Annotated in this window: 14 protein-coding genes; 7 read left to right on the plus strand and 7 right to left on the minus strand. The window is 69.9% G+C overall.

Annotated elements, in window-relative coordinates; translation table 11 throughout:
* The first annotated feature begins 59 nt into the window (after positions 1-59).
* Positions 60-866, plus strand: coding sequence for an alpha/beta fold hydrolase (locus DIE22_RS03805; protein WP_124604562.1), 807 nt, complete (start codon positions 60-62; stop codon positions 864-866).
* A 39-nt stretch (positions 867-905) separates the two neighbouring features.
* Here the strand turns inward: DIE22_RS03805 and DIE22_RS03810 are convergent, their stop codons facing one another.
* Entirely contained in the window at positions 906-2,159 is a 1,254-nt protein-coding gene (locus tag DIE22_RS03810; protein WP_124496318.1) for an MFS transporter, read from the minus strand.
* A 146-nt stretch (positions 2,160-2,305) separates the two neighbouring features.
* Between DIE22_RS03810 and DIE22_RS03815 the strand changes: the two genes are divergently transcribed.
* Positions 2,306-3,181 carry a LysR family transcriptional regulator gene (locus DIE22_RS03815; RefSeq protein WP_124604563.1) on the plus strand — a complete coding sequence of 292 codons (876 nt, stop codon included), beginning with the start codon at positions 2,306-2,308 and terminating at the stop codon, positions 3,179-3,181.
* 259 nt (positions 3,182-3,440) lie between these two features.
* A complete protein-coding gene (locus DIE22_RS03820) occupies positions 3,441-5,024 on the plus strand; it encodes a trypsin-like peptidase domain-containing protein (RefSeq protein ID WP_124496314.1) in 1,584 nt (527 codons plus the stop codon).
* A 120-nt stretch (positions 5,025-5,144) separates the two neighbouring features.
* Here DIE22_RS03820 and DIE22_RS03825 read toward each other — a convergent pair whose 3' ends face one another.
* The 6 genes from DIE22_RS03825 to cobA form a co-directional block, all read right to left on the minus strand.
* Positions 5,145-5,843 carry a fumarylacetoacetate hydrolase family protein gene (locus DIE22_RS03825; RefSeq protein WP_124604564.1) on the minus strand — a complete coding sequence of 233 codons (699 nt, stop codon included), beginning with the start codon at positions 5,841-5,843 and terminating at the stop codon, positions 5,145-5,147.
* Positions 5,844-5,972: 129 nt separating this feature from the next.
* Positions 5,973-6,914, minus strand: a complete 942-nt coding sequence (locus tag DIE22_RS03830) for a helix-turn-helix domain-containing protein (RefSeq protein WP_124496310.1) — start codon at positions 6,912-6,914, stop codon at positions 5,973-5,975.
* 298 nt (positions 6,915-7,212) lie between these two features.
* A complete protein-coding gene (locus DIE22_RS03840) occupies positions 7,213-7,812 on the minus strand; it encodes a uracil-DNA glycosylase family protein (protein ID WP_124496308.1) in 600 nt (199 codons plus the stop codon).
* A 162-nt stretch (positions 7,813-7,974) separates the two neighbouring features.
* Positions 7,975-9,018 (minus strand): CmpA/NrtA family ABC transporter substrate-binding protein, encoded by a 1,044-nt coding sequence (locus tag DIE22_RS03845; protein WP_124496306.1) that lies wholly within the window; start codon positions 9,016-9,018, stop codon positions 7,975-7,977.
* A gap of 5 nt (positions 9,019-9,023) precedes the next feature.
* A complete protein-coding gene (locus DIE22_RS03850) occupies positions 9,024-9,617 on the minus strand; it encodes an ANTAR domain-containing response regulator (RefSeq protein ID WP_124496304.1) in 594 nt (197 codons plus the stop codon).
* Between the two features lie 165 nt (positions 9,618-9,782).
* Positions 9,783-10,553 (minus strand): uroporphyrinogen-III C-methyltransferase, encoded by a 771-nt coding sequence (gene cobA, locus DIE22_RS03855; RefSeq protein ID WP_124496302.1) that lies wholly within the window; start codon positions 10,551-10,553, stop codon positions 9,783-9,785.
* A gap of 656 nt (positions 10,554-11,209) precedes the next feature.
* Here cobA and DIE22_RS03865 point away from each other — a divergent pair.
* The 4 genes from DIE22_RS03865 to DIE22_RS03880 are packed head-to-tail and all read left to right on the plus strand — an operon-like array spanning position 11,210 to position 19,732.
* A complete protein-coding gene (locus DIE22_RS03865; protein ID WP_124496300.1) occupies positions 11,210-12,535 on the plus strand; it encodes an MFS transporter in 1,326 nt (441 codons plus the stop codon).
* 21 nt (positions 12,536-12,556) lie between these two features.
* Positions 12,557-15,142 carry a nitrite reductase large subunit NirB gene (gene nirB / locus DIE22_RS03870; RefSeq protein WP_124496298.1) on the plus strand — a complete coding sequence of 862 codons (2,586 nt, stop codon included), beginning with the start codon at positions 12,557-12,559 and terminating at the stop codon, positions 15,140-15,142.
* Positions 15,143-15,180: 38 nt separating this feature from the next.
* Positions 15,181-15,528: a nitrite reductase small subunit NirD gene (nirD, locus tag DIE22_RS03875; RefSeq protein ID WP_124496296.1), complete on the plus strand. Its 348-nt coding sequence runs from the start codon at positions 15,181-15,183 to the stop codon at positions 15,526-15,528.
* A gap of 16 nt (positions 15,529-15,544) precedes the next feature.
* A complete protein-coding gene (locus DIE22_RS03880) occupies positions 15,545-19,732 on the plus strand; it encodes a bifunctional nitrate reductase/sulfite reductase flavoprotein subunit alpha (protein ID WP_124496294.1) in 4,188 nt (1,395 codons plus the stop codon).
* Positions 19,733-20,020: the final 288 nt, after the last annotated feature.

Raw genomic sequence — 20,020 nt, forward strand, 5'->3', positions numbered from 1 at the left:
CTGTCGACCCTGCCGCATCGGGGCGGGCGCCACGCCCTCTTTACCCGGGATTGGATCAGATGAGTGATGAGTTTTCCCCGTCGCGGCTGTCGTTCGCCGTCGATGGCACCGAACTGGATGTATCGGCCCTTCATCGCGGCGGCGACCTCGCGCCCGTCGTGTTCCTGCACGGCTTCGGCTCGACCAAGGAGGATTACGCGGACATCGTGCGCCATCGCGAATTCGACGGCCGGCCTTTCGTTGCCTACGACGCGCCGGGCTGCGGCGAAACGCGCTGCGCGGACCTGTCGACTATCTCGATCCCGTTCCTCGTCGAAACGGCGTTGAACGTGATCGAACGAATCGGTTTCGCGCGTTTCCACCTCGTCGGTCATTCGATGGGGGGATTGACGGCGCTGTTGCTCGCGCACCGACATCCGGAACGCGTGCTGAGCTTCGTCGACATCGAAGGAAATATTGCGCCGGAGGATTGTTTCCTGAGCCGGCAGATCGTCGATCATCCGCGCGACAGCGCCGAGCGGTTCTTCGACGATTTCATCGACCGCATCCGTCGCGCGCCGGCCTATGCGAGCGCGCTGTATTCGACGAGCCTGCGTCACAAGGTGCGGGCCGAAGCCGTCGGCGGGATTTTCCGCTCGATGGTCGAACTGTCCGACAACGGCAACCTGATGCGCAAGTTCCTCGGCCTGCCGTTTCCAAGAATGTTCATGTACGGCGAGCAGAACGCGTCGCTTTCATACTTGAGCGCGCTCGAGGCGCACGGCGTCGTGCTGTCCGAAATCCCGGATTGCGGGCACTTTCCGATGTACTCGAATCCGGTATTGATGTGGAAGGCGATCGCGGACTTTCATGCGCGTGCGGGTTGAAGCAAATCATCCTGTGCCCGGAGCGCGTCGTGACATCGTTCATCGCGCGCGTTCCGCGCGAATGATCCGCCGGGCCGCCGCCAGGCTCAGCGCGAGCAGCACCGCGACATACGCGACGACGGCACCCCACGCACCGTGTTGCCAGAACGTGCCGCCGACCGAACCCAGCACGCTCGACCCGAGGTAATAGGCCAGCAGGTACAGCGACGCGGCGTGCCCCTTCGCGGATCCGGCAAGGTGCCCGACCCAGCCGCTCGCGACCGCATGGGCGACGAAGAAGCCGATCGTGATCAGCACGATCCCGACGATGATCGCGACGAGCGAATGCGACAGCGTCAGCGCGAGGCCGGCCGCGAACACGAGAATCCCGCTGACGAGGACGGGCGCACGCCCGAGACGATCGGCGAGGGCGCCCGCGCTCGACGACGACACCATCCCGAACAGGTAGGCGCCGAAGATCAGCCCGCATGCGGTCGCGCTCAGGTTGAACGGCGCGGCCGTCAGCCGGAACCCGGCGTAGTTGTAGACGGTGACGAACGCGCCCATCACGAGAAAGCCGATCGCGAACACGAACGGCAGGCGAGCGTGATGCAGTTGCGCGTTCCATAGCCGCAGGTGATGACGCAGCGTCAGGTCGGTTCGCTTCACGAAGCGCCGCGACCGCGGCAGCAGCATCACGAACGCGATCGCCGCGACGAGATCGACGACGCCGATCGTCAGCATCGCGGTGCGCCACGAGAAATATTCCTCGAGCGCGCTCATCCCGATCCGCCCGATCATGCCGCCGAACGCGGTGCCGCCGACATAGAGCCCCATCGACAGGCCGAGCCCGTCGGACGCGATTTCCTCGGCAAGATAGGCCATCGCCACTGCCGGGACGCCGCCGAGCGCGAAACCTTCGAGCGCGCGCCAGACCAGCAGCAGGTTCCAGTTCGGCGAAACCGCCGCCAGCACGTTGAACAGCGCGGCCAGCGTCATCGACGCGAACATCAGCCCGCGTCGTCCGACGCGTTCGGACAGCGCGCCGGCGCACAGGATGGAGACGGCCAGCATCCCCGTCGACAGCGACAGGGACAGTGAGCTCGATGCCGCGCCGATATGGAATTCGCGCGCGAACGCGGGCAGCAACGGCTGGACGCAGTACAGCAGCGAGAAGGTGGAAAAGCCGGCCAGGAAGAGCGCCAGCGCAATTCGCTTGTAGGCCGCCGAGCGCGGCGACACGCCGGCGGGCAGCGCATCGGGCGCGGGGTTCGGAACGCGAGTCGCGGCGGGCGAAATCGCACGAGAAGACATGGCTTGTACCCGATGGGCTAGGGAATGCCAGAATTCTTGCGCACGCTCATGCATATGTCCAATATATGAAAGAAACCGTTGCGATACGTTTTACGACTGGCCTGAAGGCCGCGTCCCGCTTTTGTCCACCTGAGATCACATCGCGCATGGAACTTCGGCATCTCCGATACTTTCTGGCCGTGGCCGCCACGTCGAACTTCACGAAGGCCGCGGAAACGCTCGGCATGGGGCAGCCGCCGCTGAGCCAGCAGATCAAGGCGCTCGAGAGCGAACTCGGCGTGGAACTGTTCAAGCGGACCGCACGCGGCGCCGAGCTGACCGTGGCCGGTGAGGTGTTCGCGGAAGAGGCGCGACGCGTGCTCGACGACGCGGAGCACGCGGCACGGGCGGCAAAACGGGCCGCGCGCGGGGAAATCGGGCAGCTTCGCGTCGGTTTTACCGGGACGGCCGCCTTCAATTCGAAAGTCGCCGGCCTGATTCGACGTTTTCGCGAAGCGTTTCCGGACACGGAGCTGACGTTGCAGGAAGCGACCTCGGGCGTGCTGCTCGAGGCGCTGGAGGCCGGGCGGCTCGATGTCGCGATCGTGCGTCCGGAGCGGCGTATCGCGGACGCGTTGCGCGCAGCGGATTGGGACGAGGAGCCGATGTTCGTCGCGATGCCGGTCGCGCATCGGCTCGCGCAGCGGCGTCGGATCGATCTGGCGGAGCTGGCCGACGAGGCGTTCGTGCAGGTGCCGCGTGAAGCGGGCAGCGCGCTGTTCGACGACATCGTCGCCGCGTGCAATGCCGCGGGCTTCCAGCCGCGCATGGCGCAGCCCGCGCCGCAAATCGCGTCGGCGGTGACGCTCGTCGCGGCCGGGCTCGGCGTGTCGATCGTGCCGAAGGCGATCACGCAGGTACAGGTCGCGGGTGTCGTGTATCGGCCGGTCGCGGGCAACGGGCTGCGCGCGAGGCTGGCGATCGCGTCGCGGCGCGATGATCCGTCGGCGGTGGTGCGGAATTTTCTGGCGTTGGCGTGGTAGCGCGGAACGGTGGTGCGAGACACGGCGCGGCTGCGCGCATCGCCTGCCATCCGCGGTGAATATTCCGATTGACGAACCGCCGACTTTGTCCGGAACGAGCGCTGTCGCGGTTCCGCGCGCTGCGCGACCCGCCGGCATGCGGGTTTCGATTCGTATGTTCCCGAGCGGCGTGGACTATAAATGGAGTCGTGTACCGGTGCTTGTCGGGCTCCGCGCGTCTCGCGCATGACGGCGCCGCGACTGCCGGGGGAGGTGCACCGTGGTTCGCCAGACGCTTGCTCGCGCCGTGCTTCGCACTGCGTTGATCGGGGGCGCATTCGCCTTTTTCCTGTCGCCGCCGCCAACCGTGGCCGGGACCGTCGCGCCGCCCGCCACACCACCCGTGATGAAGAACAGGCCCGCGGTGCGGCCTTACTCGATGCCGGTCGACTTCTCGGCGATCGTCGACCGCTACGGCCCGGCGGTCGTGACCATCATGACCGCGGCGACCGACCAGCAGGCAGGCGGTCCGGCGTTCGTGTACCTCGATCCCGACGATCCGCTTTCCGCGTTCTTCCGCCGAGGCGCGCCGCTGCCGCCCGCGCAAGGCGCACAGGCGCCGGTGCCTGATACGTCGCCGCGCGCGATCGCGGGCCTCGGCTCGGGCTTTATCGTCAGCGCCGACGGGGTGATCCTGACTTCCGCGCATGTCGTGGCCGATGCGACCGACGTGACGGTGCGACTGGCCGATCATCGAGAGTTGAAGGCGACGGTGGTGACCGTCGATCCGCAGAGCGACGTCGCCGTGCTGCACGTCGACGCGACGAAGCTGCCGGTCGTGCGACTCGGCGATTCGTCGCGGGTGCGTGCCGGCGAACCGGTGATGACGATCGGCGCGCCGGACGGCTCGGGCAACACGGTCACGGCCGGCATCGTCAGTGCGACGTCGCATGCGCTGCCGGACGGCAGCGCGTTTCCGTTCTTCCAGACCGACATCGCGGTGAATCCCGACAACTCGGGCGGCCCCGTGTTCAACCGCGCGGGCGACGTGATCGGCATTGCGGTGCAGGTCTATACGGACGCCGACCGCTATGCGAGCACGACGTTCGCGATTCCGATCGCGCTCGCCGTCAAGGTGCGTGCGCAGGTGCAGGCGCAGATGCGGGCCAATGCGCAGGCGCAGCGCGCGTCGTCCGGCAACTCACTGGGCGTCGACGTGCAGGATGTCGGCGCCGGGCTGGCCGCCGCGTTCGGCTTGCCGCGTCCGGCCGGCGCGCTCGTCAACGGCGTCGATCCCGGTTCGCCCGCAGCCGCGGCCGGCGTGAAGCCCGGCGACGTGATCGTGCAGTTCGGCGGCAAGCCGATCGGCCAGTCGGCCGAGCTGAACGAGCTGGCCGCCGCGTTGCCGCCCGGCGGGAAGGCGCCGCTGCGGCTGATCCGCAACCGCACGCCGATGAGGCTGACGGTCACGGGGGCGGCGACCGGCGACGCGATCGATAACGCGGCCGCGACGGGCAGCGCGGGCACGGCTGGCGCGGGCGCGGTCGGCACGGCCGGTGCCGCCGGCGTGGCGATGGCTGCCACACAGCCGGCTGACACCGGCGATCGGCTCGGGTTGACGATGCATCCGCTGAGCGACGCCGAACGGCGTTCGACGGGGCTCGCGGTCGGGATGATGGTGGATGCTGTGCACGGGCCGGCCGCGAGCGCGGGCATCCGGCCGGGCGACGTCGTGCTCGAACTCAACGACACGCTGCTCGAAACGCCGGACGACGTGCAGACGCTCGAAGCGCGCGGCGGCGTGATCGCCGTGCTGATCCAGCGCGGCAACGCGCGCAAGTTCGTGTCGGTGCGCGCGCGGTAGGGCGTTGACGGCGTTGCCGTCGTGCGCCTTATGTGCATGCAGGAACGCCCCACGGCGATTCGTGGGGCGAGCATGGGGCAAAGGCCGGCATGACGGCCCGGCTTCATGCGGGCGCAACCGTTACGGCTTCGCCCCCATCATGAACTCGAACGACGCCACGCCATCGACGCCTCCGGTCACGCGATCACCCGGCTGCAGCGCGCCGACGCCGGCCGGCGTGCCGGTGAAGATCAAATCCCCGGCCTTCAGCTCGACCGAGCGCGACACGTACGCGATCACGTCCGGCACGGCCCAGATCATGTCGGCGAGATCGCCTTGCTGGCGCGTTTCGCCGTTGACCGCGAGCCAGATCCGCCCGCTTGCGGGATGGCCGGTGGCGGTGGCCGCGCGCAGCGCGGTCACGGGGCCCGATGCGTCGAAGCCCTTCGCCCAGTCCCACGGCCGGCTCAGCTTTTTTGCCTCGGCCTGCAGGTCGCGGCGCGTGAGGTCGACACCGACGCCGTAGCCCCACACGTGCGACAGCGCATCGGCCGGGTCGATCGACCGGCCGTCCTTGCCGATCGCGACGACCAGCTCGATTTCGTGATGGAGGTCGCAGGTCAGCGGCGGATACGGGACGGTGCCGCCGGCCGGGACGATTGCGTCGGCCGGTTTCGAGAAGAAGAACGGCGGTTCGCGGTCGGGATCGGCGCCCATTTCGCGTGCATGGTCGGCGTAGTTGCGGCCGACGCAGAATACGCGGCGCACCGGAAAGCGCGCGGACGATTGTTCGACTTCGACGGAAGGACGCTCGGAAGCGTCGATGACGTATGCGGACATCGGATGGCCTCGTTCGATGGAAAGACGGATGCCGCCACCCGCGCAGTACATTGCGGGCCGGCATGCATGGAACGATACCCGACGCATGCGCGCCCGGATGCGACGCAACTGCGTTTTAACCGGACAAATCTACGCGTCGCCGGCCACCGGTGCTTCGTCGACGTCCGGCAGCGCGGCGTTCGCGTCCCGGTATGCCTTCGGCGACACGCCGACCCGTGCGCGGAAGCGCCGCGCGAAATACCCTTCGTCGCGGAAGCCGACCGAGCGCGCGATGTCCGCGATGCGCCGGCTCGTATGCGCGAGCAGCGATTGCGCGAGCGCGATCCGGCGCTCGGTCACGAGATCGGTGAAGGTGCTGCCAGTTTCCTTGCGTACCAGGTGCGCGAGGTAGTTCGGCGACAGGAACGCGGCCTCGGCGGTGGCCGCGAGCGTCAGGTCCTCGCGGGTCAGGTTCGCACGCACGTGGCGCAGCACGCGCGCGAGCGCGTCGCGCCGGCCCGCGCGCTGGGCGCCGCGCTGCGCGAGCTTGTCGAGCGCGCCCGCGTACTGCGTGCAGACGAGCCCGATCAGCTGCAGCAGGTAGCCGCGCAGCAACGTGGTCGAGCCGAAGGTGCGCACGCGGTCGGTGTCGAGCATGCACAGCGCGAGGCGGCGCGCCTCGTCGAACGCGTCGCCGGTCAGGATGAAGTCGAGATGTTCCTGGAAGCGGAACGGCGTCAGCTCCGGAACGCGGTGCGCGGGGACATCCTCGAGATCGAGCGGATCGACGTCGAGATCGGCGCGCAGGAACGCCTGGCTGAAGTTGATCACGATGAAGTGCGCGCCTTCCGGATGCGGAATCAGGTGCTCGCGGTGCGGCAGCACGAACGCGAGCGCGCCGCGCGGAAATGGCCGCGTGACGCCGCCGATCCGCTGCTCGGTGTCGCCGCCGAGGTTGAACTGGATCTGGAAGTACGCGTGCCGGTGCGGCTCGGTGATCGCCTGGCGCGACGCCTGGTCGCGGATGTAGAAATCGAGCCGGTCGCTGCGTTCGGGCATCCCGTACAGGCGCGGCGGGGCGGTGGAGGGCATGAAGGATTCTGCTGTTCGTGACGCGGTTGAGCCGCGATGGTACAGCGAACCGCGCGCGGCCGGAATCCGCCGGTCGATCCGCGCAGGCGGTCCGGATGGGCGGCCGCGCGGGATGGCGGGGCGCGCGCCCGGCGCGGCGACAGGGAAATCAGGCGGCCGGATGAACGCCCGGATGGCGGCAGTGCGTGCCGGCCTCGTCGGTTGCGAGGCGGCTGGAGGCACCGGCCGATCGGCGCGTGTCGGCGGTCGCGGCGCGATTCGTGCGCAGTGTCCATGCCGGCGCTGCGGCCGGCTTCGGTCAGCCGGCGATCAGCGGCGCGACGCGCCGCCTCAGCTCGGGCACGACCTCGGCGTCGAACCACGGGTGGTGCTTGAACCACGCCTGGTTACGCGGCGACGGATGCGGCAGCGGCAGCACGTCGGCGCCATAGTCGCGCCACGCCTGCACGGTGTCGGTCAGCGTCGCCTTGCGCGTGTCGCGCAGGAAATGCCGCTGCGCGTACTGGCCGATCAGCAGCGTCAGCCGGATCGACGGCAATTCGGCGACCAGCCGGTCGATCCACAGCTGCGCGCATTCGGGGCGCGGCGGGTTGTCGCCGCTCGCGCCGCGGCCCGGGTAGCAGAAGCCCATCGGCACGATCGCGAAGCGCGTCTCGTCGTAGAAGGTGTCGGCGTCGACGCCCAGCCAGTCGCGCAGCCGCTTGCCGCTCGCATCGTCCCAGGGGATCCCGCTCGCATGGACGCGGGCGCCGGGCGCCTGCCCGACGATCAGGATGCGGGCGTCGCGCCGGGCGCGCACGACGGGGCGCGGCCCGAGCGGCAGGTCGGCTTCGCAGGCGCGGCACGCGCGGATTTCGGTGAGCAGCACGTCGAGCGGCGTGCGCGTTCGTTTCGGCATCGATTCTGGACGGGGACGGATGTGGCGGCACGGACACGAAAGCGTCCGGGCGGCGCGGGGCCGGTGCGGACCGGCGCATCGCGTCAGGCGTTCCGCATGGCGCGGCATCGCGCGGTGCGTCGGCCCTGCGGCCCTGTGGTGCCGGCATCCCCCGTATCGGGATCACCTGCCCGCTGAACCGCCTTCGGCGACCGCAGCATCATACAACGCCGTCTGCGCGATCGCCGCGGCGATCCCCGCGTCGTCGTGCGCCCCGTCGAGCATGCCCCAGCGCCGGTATTGCGACAGGAACCACTGGCCGTCGCGCGGATCGGGCCGGTTCACGGCGCCGCCGTCGTGGAAGCGGATCGGCAGCGGCGGCTGCGCGAACGGTCCCGCGCCGTAGTCGCCGAGCAGGCGCGGCGCGATCAGCCGCGCCGGCACGCCGAGCGCATCGGGTGACGCGAGCCAGTCGGCCGCGTCGCGACGGTGCGCGGCATCGTCCAGCCACGCGCACGCATCGACGAGCGTGCGGATCAACGCACGCGCGGTGGCCGGATAGAGCGCGACGAAATCGCGCCGGGTCGCGAGCACCTTCTCCGGATGATCGGGCCAGATCTCGCTCGTGACGGCGACGGTCCGGCCCGCGCCGCATGCTTCGGCCACCGCGTGCCACGGCTCGCCCGCGCAGAAGCCGTCGAGCTCGCCGCTCGCGAGCGCCGCGACCATCTCGGGCGGCGGGATCACGACGCTGCGCACGTCGCGCAGCGGGTCGACGCCGTGCGACGCGAGCCAGAAGTTCAGCCACATCGCATGCGTGCCGGTCGGGAAGGTCTGCGCGAGCAGCGGCTTGCGGCCGAGCGTCGCGAGCGCCGCGCGCACGTCGCCGCTTGCGCGGTACGCGTCGGCGAGGCCGCGGGCGAACGTGATCGCCTGGCCGTTGCGGTTCAGCACCATCAGCGCGGCCATGTCGGCCTGCGGCCCGCCGATGCCGAGCTGCAGCCCGCACACGAGCCCGTACAGCGCGTGCGCGGCGTCGAGCTCGCCGGTCAGCAGCTTGTCGCGCACGGCGGCCCACGACGGCTGGCGGCTCAGCTCCAGCGTCAGGCCGTGGCGCGCGCCGAGGTTCAGCTGCTGCGCGACGATCAGCGGGGCCGCGTCGCTCAGCGCGACGAACCCGAGACGAAGATGCGCGCGTTCCGGCGCGGCGGGAGGTGAAGTGTTCATGGCGGTCATTGAGGTGGCGCGTCGAGCAGTTGCCGCGCGACGTCGACGATGCGCAGCCCGTGATCCATCGCGCGCTTGCGCAGCAGCGCATACGCGTCGTGCTCGGACAGCCTGCGCTGGTCCATCAGCAGGCGCTTCGCGCGGTCGATCAGCTTGCGTTCGGCGAGTTCGCGCTCGACGTCGGCGAGCCGGCGGCGCAGCGCATCGTCGTGCGAGAAGCGCGCGAGCGCGACTTCGAGGATCGGCGCGAGGCGCTCCGCCGACAGCCCTTCGACGAGATACGCGCTGACGCCCGCGCCGACCGCCGCGTGAATCAGCGCCTGGTCGGCGTCGTGGCTGAACATCAGCACGGGGCGCGGCGCGGTGGCGTGCATCACGGCCAGTTGCTCGAGCGTGTCGCGCGACGGCGAATCGGTATCGATGATCACGACGTCGGGGCGCTGCTCCTCGACGGCGGCGGGCAGGCGGGCGGGCGTCGCGACGTCGTTGAGCATCTCGTAGCCGAGGCGCGCGAGCGCGTCGCCGAGTTCGCCGATCGGCTTGTCGGTGTCGGTGACGAGCAGCACGCGCAGGCGCAGGGGTGGGGCGGGCGTACTCATGAGGCAAACGGCGGCGGCAAAATCGTGGCGCGATGCGCGGATCGGGAGCCGTGGCCCCGTGCGGACATCGGGTCGGCACCGCGCGCGGCGCTCAGGCGGCCGGTGCGAGCCGCGCCGCTGCTTTCATGATAGGCGGGCGGCCGTTGCAGCGTGGTGTCACGCATGCTACGCGGCCCGGGACAAGGTCGTTTCGAACGCGGCACCCGCGTCCGGCACGTCGTGCAAGGCCGCTTCCCCGATCGCGCCGCCGACGAGGATCACGGCCGGGCTGCCGAGCCGCGCTGCTTCGACGCCGCGCGCGAGACCGCCGAGCGTGCCGGTCCAGCGGCGTTCGTGCGGCGTGCCGGCCCACTGCACGGCGGCGGCCGGCGTGGCTGCGGGCAAGGCGGCGAGCAGACCCGCCGCGATGCTGTCGACCCGGCTCATCCCCATGTAGATCGCGAGCGTGGTGCCGGTCGCCGCGAGCGCTGCCCAGTCGGGCTCGCCGTGATCCTGGCGGTGCGCGGTGACGAACGTGACACCCTGGCAGTGCTCGCGGTGCGTGAGCGAGATGCCGAGGCTCGCGGCGGCCGCGAATCCCGACGAGATGCCGTTGATGATGTCCACCGGAATCGCGGCGGCGCGCAGCGTCGCGAGTTCTTCGCCGGCGCGGCCGAACAGCAGCGCATCGCCGCCCTTGACGCGCACGACGTGCGCGCCGCGCAGCGCGTAGCGGCGCATCAGCCGCTCGATGAATGCCTGCGGCGTGGAGCGGCAGCCGCCGCGCTTGCCGACGCGGATCACGCGCGCGTGCGGCGCGAGTTCGACGATGCCGGGCGCGACGAGATCGTCGAGCAGCAGCACGTCGGCGGCCGCCAGCGCCTTCACGGCCTTCAGCGTGAGGAGATCGGGATCGCCGGGGCCGGCGCCCAGCAGCGTGACTTTGCCAGTCGTCATGTCGTGTTCCTGGTGCCGCGTGCGTGCGGCGGTCGATTGCATGTCGTTGCGCGCGGCGGCGGGCGGTCGAAGCAACCACGGCATCCTGCCGTGCCGCGCACGGGGGGACATCGTTGTCCTGATCTGCTGCACCCGCCTGCGATGGCGGGCCTGACTTCGGGGACTGCCCACCGGCGCCGTTGCCGGTGTGTGCACCGGATTCAGCAATATCCGGGCCAACCACCCGCGAACCCTGCGGCATCCGCCGCGCGACGGCCGCATCGGCCCCGGACATGCCCGCAGCCGCGGGGCCAGGACGCACGCGATGCCGCATCGGCGTGCATCCCGCCCCGCCAGCGCGCACCGCGATGTCGCACGGCGACAGTGCTGCAGCGCACCACATCTGTGCCTCCGTGCATCCCGACGCATCGCGCGCGGCGCACCGCGGCGACGTGTGTGACGGGCTGCGAGCCTTGTGTGGCGGGGCGCTCGGCGCGATGCGGGCCGACGTGGCACGGCGCTTGCGTTAGCTGGTTCGGGCGGATCAACGGCGATTCGTCCGCAGTACCGATTACTGACGCGCCCGGCAACGGGCTTCATGGGCAACGGCGTCCTACGCATCGGATCTCTCGACGAGACCGGCTGCGCAGGATGCCGTTTTTCGTTTGGCGGATGACATGACCGACAAAGCTACCCGTATCGATCTCTTCAGCTTCCGCACCGCGCCGATGCGCGCGTTCCACATGACGTGGATGGCGTTTTTCGTGTGCTTCTTCGCATGGTTCGCCTGCGCACCGCTGATGCCGCTGATCGCGCGCGAATTCCACCTCACCGCGGCACAGGTCGCGAACATCAACATCGCGGCCGTGGCCGCGACGATCGCCGTGCGGCTGCTGGTCGGCCCGATGTGCGACCGCTTCGGCCCGCGCCGCGTCTATGCGGGCCTGCTGCTGCTCGGCGCGCTTCCCGTGTTCGCGGTGTCGTTCACGCACGACTACCTGTCGTTCCTGATCTGCCGCCTCGGCATCGGCGCGATCGGCGCGGGCTTCGTGATCACGCAGTACCACACGTCGGTGATGTTCGCGCCGAACGTGGTCGGCACCGCGAACGCGACGACGGCCGGCTGGGGCAACGCGGGCGCGGGCGCGACGCAGGCGATGATGCCGCTGCTCGTCGCCGCCGGCCTGATGCTCGGCTTCGGCGACGACGCGTCGTGGCGCATCGCACTCATCGTGCCGGGCGTCGCGATGCTCGCGATGGCGTGGGCGTACTGGCGCTTCACGCAGGACTGCCCGCAAGGCGACTTCGTCGCGCTGCGCAAGCAGGGCGTGACGGTCGACAGCGGCAAGAAGGGCGGCTGGGCGAGCTTCTTCGCGGCGTGCGGCAACTATCGCGTGTGGATGCTGTTCGTCACGTACGGCGCGTGTTTCGGCGTCGAGGTGTTCATCCACAACATCGCCGCGCTGTACTACGTCGATCACTTCCAGTTGTCGCTGAAGGATGCCGGCTTCGCGGTCGGCCTGTTCGGGCTGCTCGCGCTGTTCGCCCGCGCGCTCGGCGGCTGGCTGTCGGACAAGGTCGCCGCACGCCGCAGCCTCGACGTGCGCGCGGCGCTGCTGTGCGCGCTGATCATCGGCGAAGGGCTCGGGCTGATCTGGTTCTCGCATGCGCAAGGCATCGGCATGGCGCTGGTCGCGATGCTGACCTTCGGCCTCTTCACGCACATGGCCTGCGGCGCGACCTATGCGCTCGTGCCGTTCATCGACCGCAAGGCGCTCGGCGGCGTCGCGGGGATCGTCGGCGCGGGCGGCAACGTCGGCGCGGTGGCCGCGGCCTTCCTGCTGAAGGGCGTCGGCGACGTGCAGCACACGCTGAGCCTGCTCGGGCTCGCCGTCACCGCGACCGCATTGTGCGCAATGGCCGTGCGTTTCAGCGAAGAACACAAGGCACGCGAGGCCGAACTGCGCGATCGCGCGCTGGCCGCCGCCAACGCCGCGAACTGATCGACCGAGGGAAACGTCATCATGAAACTCATCGTCATCGGCCACGGGATGGTCGGCCACAAGCTCCTCGAATGCCTGGCGGCGCAAGCCGGCACGGCGGACGCGCTGCAGGTCACGGTGCTCGGCGAGGAACCGCGCCCGGCATACGACCGCGTGCACCTGTCGGAATTCTTCGCGGGCAAGTCGGCGGACGATCTGTCGCTCGTCGAACCCGGTTTCTTCGCGCGTCATCCGCGGTTCGACCTGCGGCTGAACGCCCAGGTCGCGTCGATCGATCGTGCCGCACACACGGTCACGCTCGCGTCCGGCGAAACGCTCGCCTACGACAAGCTGGTGCTCGCGACGGGCTCGCGTCCGTTCGTGCCGCCGGTGCCGGGCCGCGATCGCGCGGGCTGCTTCGTGTACCGGACGATCGAGGATCTCGAAGCGATGCAGGCGTGCGGCACGCACGCGAAGCGCGGCGTGGTGATCGGCGGCGGGCTGCTCGGCCTCGAATGCGCGAAGGCGCTGCGCGACATGGGGCTCGACACGCACGTCGTCGAGTTCGCGCCGCGCCTGATGGCGGTGCAGGTCGACGACGGCGGTGGCCGGATGCTGCGCGCGAAGATCGAGGCGCTCGGCGTGACCGTGCATACGGGCAAGAACACGCTCGAGATCGTCGACGGCGAGGAAGGCACGCACCGGATGGCGTTCGCCGACGGCTCGCATCTCGACACCGACATGATCGTGTTCTCGGCCGGCATCCGCGCCCGCGACGAACTGGCACGCGCGTGCGGGCTGGACATCGGCCCGCGCGGCGGCGTCGCGATCGACGACGCGTGCCGCACGAGCGACGCCGACATCTACGCGATCGGCGAATGCGCGGCCTGGAACGGGATGGTGTACGGCCTCGTCGCGCCGGGCTATGACATGGCGCGCGTGGTCGCGAAGCAGCTCGGCGGCGACCTCGACGACGCGGCCGGGGCCGCGTTCGCCGGTGCCGACATGAGCACGAAGCTGAAGCTGATGGGCGTCGACGTCGCGAGCATCGGCGACGCGCACGGCGCGACGGCCGGCAGCCGCACCTACCAGTACGCGGACGAGCGCCGCCAGGTCTACAAGAAACTGGTGGTGTCGGACTGCGGCAAGTTCCTGCACGGCGCGGTGATGGTCGGCGACGCGGCCGAATACGGCACGCTGCTGCAGATGATGCTGAACCGCATCGAGCTGCCCGAGTCGCCGGAATTCCTGATCCTGCCGTCGTCGGACGGCGCGGCGAAGCCCGCGATCGGCGTCGACGCGCTGCCGGAGGGCGCACAGATCTGCTCGTGCAACAACGTGTCGAAGTCGCAGATCTGCGCGGCGGTGGCCGACGGTGCGACGAGCCTCGGCGCACTGAAGTCGTGCACGGGCGCGGGCACGTCGTGCGGCGGCTGCGTGCCGCTCGTCACGCAGATCATGAAGGCCGAGATGAAGAAGCAGGGCCTCGCGGTCAACAACCATCTGTGCGAGCACTTCCCGCATTCGCGCCAGGAGCTGTTCCACCTGATCCGCGTCGAGCGCATCACGACGTTCGACGAACTGCTGCAAAAGCACGGCCGCGGGCTCGGCTGCGACGTGTGCAAGCCGGCCGTCGCGGGCATCCTCGCGTCGTGCTTCAACGAGTTCGTGCTGAAGAAGGAGCATGCGGGGCTGCAGGATTCGAACGACTACTACCTCGCGAACATCCAGCGCGACGGCACGTACTCGGTCGTGCCGCGCATGCCGGGCGGCGAGGTGACGCCGGAAGGGCTGATCGCGGTCGGCCAGGTTGCGCGGAAGTACGGCCTCTACACGAAGATCACGGGCGGCCAGCGCGTCGACCTGTTCGGCGCGCGCGTCGAGCAGCTGCCGTCGATCTGGGAAGAGCTGATTGCGGCCGGCTTCGAATCCGGGCATGCGTACGGCAAGTCGGTGCGCACGGTGAAGTCGTGCGTCGGCTCGACGTGGTGCCGCTACGGCGTCGACGATTCGGTCGGCCTCGCGATCGACATCGAGAACCGCTACAAGGGCCTGCGCGCGCCGCACAAGATCAAGTTCGGCGTGTCGGGCTGCACGCGCGAGTGCGCGGAAGCGCAGGGCAAGGACATCGGGATCATCGCGACCGAGAAGGGCTGGAACCTGTACGTGTGCGGCAACGGCGGGATGAAGCCGCGCCACGCGGAACTGATCGCATCCGACCTCGACCGTGACACGCTGATCCGCTACATCGACCGCTTCCTGATGTTCTACGTGCGCACGGCCGACCGGCTGCAGCGCACCAGCGTGTGGCGCGACAACCTCGAAGGCGGGCTCGACTACCTGACCGACGTCGTCGTGCACGACAAGCTCGGGATCGCGGCCGAACTCGAGGCCGACATGCAGCACGTGGTCGACACCTACGAATGCGAATGGAAGAAGGCCGTCACCGATCCGGAAACGCGCAAGCGCTTCCGTCACTTCGTGAACAGCGACGCGCCGGACGCAACCATCGAATTCGTCGAGACGCGCGGCCAGATCCGTCCCGCGACGCCCGACGAGCGCGTGGGTGGCAAGCCCGTTTCGATTCCCGTCGTCGCCGAACCCGCAACCGAATCGGCCACCGTTTGACCCCGACCGACACCTGCGTCTTTTCCAAGGAGCCCATCATGAACGATCGTCTTCCCCTGTCCTGGACCCGTGTGTGCCCGCTCGACGACATCGTGCCGAACACCGGCGTGTGCGCGCTCGTCAACGGCGAGCAGGTCGCGGTGTTTCACGTCGCGCACGCTGAAGAAGGCGGCGTGTTCGCGATCGACAACGTCGACCCGGTGTCGCAGGCGGCCGTGATGTCGCGCGGGCTGATCGGCAGCCTCGGCGAGCGCGTCGTCGTCGCGTCGCCGCTTTACAAGCAGCATTTCGACCTGCGTACCGGCGAATGCCTCGAATCGCCCGACAAGTCGGTGAGCGCGTATCCGTCGCGGGTCGAGGACGGCTTCGTGTGGATCGCCGCCTGAACGCCCCGGAGCACGCATGAGCGCCACCCCCGTCAAGAGCGTGTGCCCGTACTGCGGCGTCGGCTGCGGGATGGTGCTGCACGTCGAGGATGACGAAGTCGTCAAGGTATCCGGCGACTCCGACCATCCGACCAACTTCGGGCGGCTGTGCACGAAGGGCTCGTCGGCGCACGTCGCGTTGCGCCGCTCCGGGCGGCTCGACCGCGCGTTCGTGCGGCGCGCGCGCGAGGACGACCTCGTGCCGCTGCCGGCCCGCGACGCGATCGCCGAGACCGCCCGGCGGCTGCGCGCGGTGCTCGACGCGCATGGGCCCGATGCGCTGTCGTTCTACGTGTCGGGGCAGATGTCGATCGAGGCGCAATATCTCGTGAACAAGCTCGCGAAGGGCTTCGTCGGCACCAACAACATCGAGTCGAACTCGCGGCTGTGCATGGCGAGCGCGAGCACCGGCTACAAGCAGTCGCTCGGCGCGGACGGCCCGCCCGGGTCGTACCAGGACTTCGATCGCGCGAACCTGTTCTTCGTGACCGGCGCGAACATGGCCGATTGCCACCCGATCCTGTTCCTGCGGATGATGGATCGCGTGAAGGCCGGCGCGAAGCTGATCGTCGTCGATCCGCGCCGTACCGGCACCGCCGACAAGGCCGACCTGTTCCTGCAGATCCGGCCGGGCACCGATCTCGCGCTGACCAACGGATTGCTGCACCTGCTGCACGCGAACGGCCGTACCGACGCCGCGTTCATCGACGCGTACACGGAAGGCTGGGACGCGATGCCCGCGTTCCTCGCCGACTACACGCCGGCGCGCGTCGCTGACATCACGGGGCTCGCGGAAGCCGACATCCGCACGGCCGCGCAATGGATCGGCGACGCGCAGGAATGGATGAGCTGCTGGACCATGGGGCTCAACCAGAGCACGCACGGCGTGTGGAACACCAACGCGATCTGCAACCTGCATCTCGCGACGGGCCGGATCTGCCGCCCGGGCAGCGGGCCGTTCTCGCTGACCGGCCAGCCGAACGCGATGGGCGGGCGCGAGATGGGCTACATGGGCCCCGGCCTGCCGGGCCAGCGCTCGGTGCTGTCCGACGACGACCGGCGCTTCGTCGAGCACCTGTGGCGCGTGCCGGCCGGCACGCTGCGCAAGGAAACCGGCAAGGGCACCGTCGACCTGTTCGAACGGATGGCGGCCGGCGACATCAAGGCGTGCTGGATCGTCTGCACGAACCCGGTCGCGACCGTGCCGAACCGGCAGAACGTGATCGCGGGGCTGCAGGCAGCGGAGCTCGTGATCGCGCAGGACGCGTTTCTCGATACGGAGACCAACCGCTACGCGGACATCCTGCTGCCCGGCGCGCTGTGGGCCGAGGGCGACGGCGTGATGATCAACTCCGAGCGCAACATGACGCTGATGCGCGCCGCGATCGCGCCGCCCGGCGATGCGCTGCCCGACTGGCGCATCGTCGCGGAAGTCGCGCGCGCGATGGGCTTCGGCGATGCGTTCGACTACGCGTCGGCGGCCGACGTGTTCGACGAGATCGTGCGCTTTTCGAATCCGGCGACCGGCTACGACCTGCGCGGCGCGAGCCATGCGGCGCTGCGCGACGGCCCGGTGCAATGGCCGGTCGCGCCGGGCACCGCGCGCGAGCGGCACCCGATCCGCTACCTGAACGACGGCGTGAGCCAGACGCCGCGTCCGGCGGCCGACGGGCACGACGCGCCGCGCATCGCGTTCCCGACGCCGTCGGGCAAGGCGCGCTTCTTCGCGCGGCCGCACGTCGCGCCGGCCGAACTGCCGGACGGCACGTTCCCGATCGTGCTGAACACCGGGCGGCTGCAGCATCAATGGCACACGATGACGAAGACGGGCAAGGTCGCGATGCTGAACAAGCTCAATCCGCGCCCGTTCGTCGAACTGCATCCGGACGACGCGAGCGCCCTCGGCATCGCGACGAAGGACAGCGTCGAGATCCGTTCGGCGCGCGGCCGCGCGGTGCTGCCGGCCGTCGTGACCGAGCGCGTGCAGCGCGGCAACTGCTTCGCGCCGATGCACTGGAACGACGTGTACGGCGACGACCTGTGCATCAACGCGGTGACCAACGACGCGATCGATCCGGAATCGCAGCAGCCCGAACTGAAATATTGCGCGGTCGCGTTGACGCGCGTCGACACGGATGCGTTCGCATCCGCCGACGATGACACGGCGCAACCCGATGCCTCCGCGGCCGACGCGCGGACCGCGCCGGCGACGGTGCAGATCACGGCTTCACAGGAATCCGACATGGCAGACCTCGACACTTTCGCGGCCGCGCTCGGCGTGGCCGATCTCGCGCCGCCGCCGCTCTCCGATGCGGAGCGCCTGTATGTGGCCGGCCTCGTCAGCGGGCTGAAGGCGAGCGCCGGCCGGCGCGACGGCAGCGTGCCGGTGCTGCCGGCCGGTGCGCCGCTCGCGCCGCCGGTGCGGTTCTGGCTCGACGGGATGCTCGCGGGGCTGTTCAGCCGCTCGCTGCCGGCCCACCCGGCGGAAGCCGCGGCGCGCGCGCTGCCGGCCGAGGACGCCGCGCCCGGCGGCGTGCGGATCGTGCGCACGCGGCCGAAGGTCGTGCTGCTGTGGGCATCGCAGACCGGCAACATCGAATCGCTGACGGAGGACTACGCGACGCAGCTGATGAACGCGGGCTTCGAGATCCGCACCGCGTGCATGTCCGACTATCCGGCCGCGTCGCTGGCCGGCGCGCAATACGTGCTGCTGATGACGAGCACGTTCGGCGATGGCGATGCGCCCGACAACGGCAGCGAGTTCTGGGATGCGCTGCAGGCCGGCAGCGCCGCGCGCCTCGACGGCGTGCACTTCGCGGTGCTCGCGTTCGGCGACCGCAACTACGACCAGTTCTGCGGGCATGGCCGGCGGCTCGATGCGCGGCTCGCGGAACTCGGCGCGGCGCGACTGTGCGCGCGGGTCGATTGCGACGTCGAGTTCCAGCGCGATGCGGACCAGTGGCTCGAACGCGTGGTCGCCCGGATCAAGGAAGCGGACGCGGCGCTGCACGCGGTGCCGTCCGCCGGATTGAGCCCGTCGGGGCTGCTGCCGACCAAGGCGCATCCGGCGCCGTCGAAGCTCGTCGCGAACCTGCGGCTCAATCGGCCGGGCGCCGCGAAGGACACGCGCTACGTGTCGCTGTCGACCGAAGGCGCGAACCTCGAATACGAAGCCGGCGACGCGCTCGGCGTGTGGCCGACCAACTGCCCGGAGCTGGTCGACGAGCTGCTGTCGGTCACCGCGCTGAAGGCCGACGCGCCCGTGTCGGTCGCGGGCGTCGGCGACGTGCGCCTCGGCGATGCGCTGGCGCGCCACTTCGACATCACGCGCCCGCATCCCGACACGCTCGCGTTCATCGCGTCGCGCAGCGCGAACGGCGCGCTGAAGGCGCTGCTCGGCGACGATCGCAAGGCCGACCTGAAGCAATGGTTGTGGGGGCAACAGCTCGCGGACGTGCTGCACGAGTTTCCGGTCGATCTGTCGGGCACGGAGCTGGTCGGGATGCTGAAGCGGCTGCAGCCGCGCCTGTATTCGATCGCGTCGAGCCCGAGCGCGCACCAGGGCGAGATCCACCTGACCGTATCGGCCGTGCGCTATCACAACGGCCGGCGCGCGCGCAAAGGCGTCGCGTCGACGTTCCTCGCCGATCGCGCGGACGACGGCCGGGTGCCGGTGTTCGTGCAGAAGTCCGCGCATTTCCGGCCGCCGGTAAACGGCGACGTGCCGGTCGTGATGGTGGGGCCCGGCACCGGCGTCGCGCCGTTCCGCGGCTTCCTGCACGAGCGGCAGGCGCGCGGCGCGCGCGGACGCAACTGGCTGTTCTTCGGCGAGCAGCATGCGCAGACCGACTTCTACTACGGCGACGAACTGAGCGCGATGCGCGACAGCGGCTTCCTGACGCGGCTCGATCTCGCGTTCTCGCGCGACCAGGCCGACAAGATCTACGTGCAGGACCGGATGCGCGAGCAGGGCGCCGAACTGTACAAGTGGCTGGAGGAGGGCGCGCACTTCTACGTGTGCGGCGACGCCGCGCGGATGGCCAAGGACGTTGATACCGCGCTGAAGGCGGTCGTCGCCGAGCACGGCGGGATGTCGGACGAGGCCGCGAACGACTACGTCGCGCGGCTCGCGAAGGCGCGCCGCTACATGCGGGACGTGTACTGACCGCGTGCGCGGCGGGCGCCGTCCGGCACTCGCCGCGCTGTTGGCGGCGTGTTGCCGCCGATCCCGCGCGCGCGCGCCGGACGCTGCCGCCGAGGACGCTCCATGACGGGAACCACACGCACGTGCCGGCGAAGCTGCGCGCATTCAGCGACGTGCCGCGCGAGCGAGCGAAGTGAGGGGGCGCAATCCGTCCCCATTCCCCGAATCCCGTGCCGCTCGCGGTTTTGCGCTCGCTCGCGCGGGGCGGCCGGGAGAATTTCTCCCAAATGCGTCACCAGTCATTCATCC

Origin of the sequence: Burkholderia sp. Bp9142 (assembly GCF_003853415.1) — a bacterium.
Classification (GTDB): Bacteria; Pseudomonadota; Gammaproteobacteria; order Burkholderiales; family Burkholderiaceae; genus Burkholderia.

What these genes read in the sequence shown, in the direction of transcription:
- DIE22_RS03805 (WP_124604562.1), top strand. Translation starts at nt 60, where the DNA reads ATGAGTGATGAGTTTTCCCCGTCGCGGCTGTCGTTCGCCGTCGATGGC.
- DIE22_RS03810 (WP_124496318.1), bottom strand. Translation starts at nt 2,159, where the DNA reads ATGTCTTCTCGTGCGATTTCGCCCGCCGCGACTCGCGTTCCGAACCCC.
- DIE22_RS03815 (WP_124604563.1), top strand. Translation starts at nt 2,306, where the DNA reads ATGGAACTTCGGCATCTCCGATACTTTCTGGCCGTGGCCGCCACGTCG.
- DIE22_RS03825 (WP_124604564.1), bottom strand. Translation starts at nt 5,843, where the DNA reads ATGTCCGCATACGTCATCGACGCTTCCGAGCGTCCTTCCGTCGAAGTC.
- DIE22_RS03830 (WP_124496310.1), bottom strand. Translation starts at nt 6,914, where the DNA reads ATGCCCTCCACCGCCCCGCCGCGCCTGTACGGGATGCCCGAACGCAGC.
- DIE22_RS03840 (WP_124496308.1), bottom strand. Translation starts at nt 7,812, where the DNA reads ATGCCGAAACGAACGCGCACGCCGCTCGACGTGCTGCTCACCGAAATC.
- DIE22_RS03845 (WP_124496306.1), bottom strand. Translation starts at nt 9,018, where the DNA reads ATGAACACTTCACCTCCCGCCGCGCCGGAACGCGCGCATCTTCGTCTC.
- DIE22_RS03850 (WP_124496304.1), bottom strand. Translation starts at nt 9,617, where the DNA reads ATGAGTACGCCCGCCCCACCCCTGCGCCTGCGCGTGCTGCTCGTCACC.
- cobA (WP_124496302.1), bottom strand. Translation starts at nt 10,553, where the DNA reads ATGACGACTGGCAAAGTCACGCTGCTGGGCGCCGGCCCCGGCGATCCC.
- DIE22_RS03865 (WP_124496300.1), top strand. Translation starts at nt 11,210, where the DNA reads ATGACCGACAAAGCTACCCGTATCGATCTCTTCAGCTTCCGCACCGCG.
- nirB (WP_124496298.1), top strand. Translation starts at nt 12,557, where the DNA reads ATGAAACTCATCGTCATCGGCCACGGGATGGTCGGCCACAAGCTCCTC.
- nirD (WP_124496296.1), top strand. Translation starts at nt 15,181, where the DNA reads ATGAACGATCGTCTTCCCCTGTCCTGGACCCGTGTGTGCCCGCTCGAC.
- DIE22_RS03880 (WP_124496294.1), top strand. Translation starts at nt 15,545, where the DNA reads ATGAGCGCCACCCCCGTCAAGAGCGTGTGCCCGTACTGCGGCGTCGGC.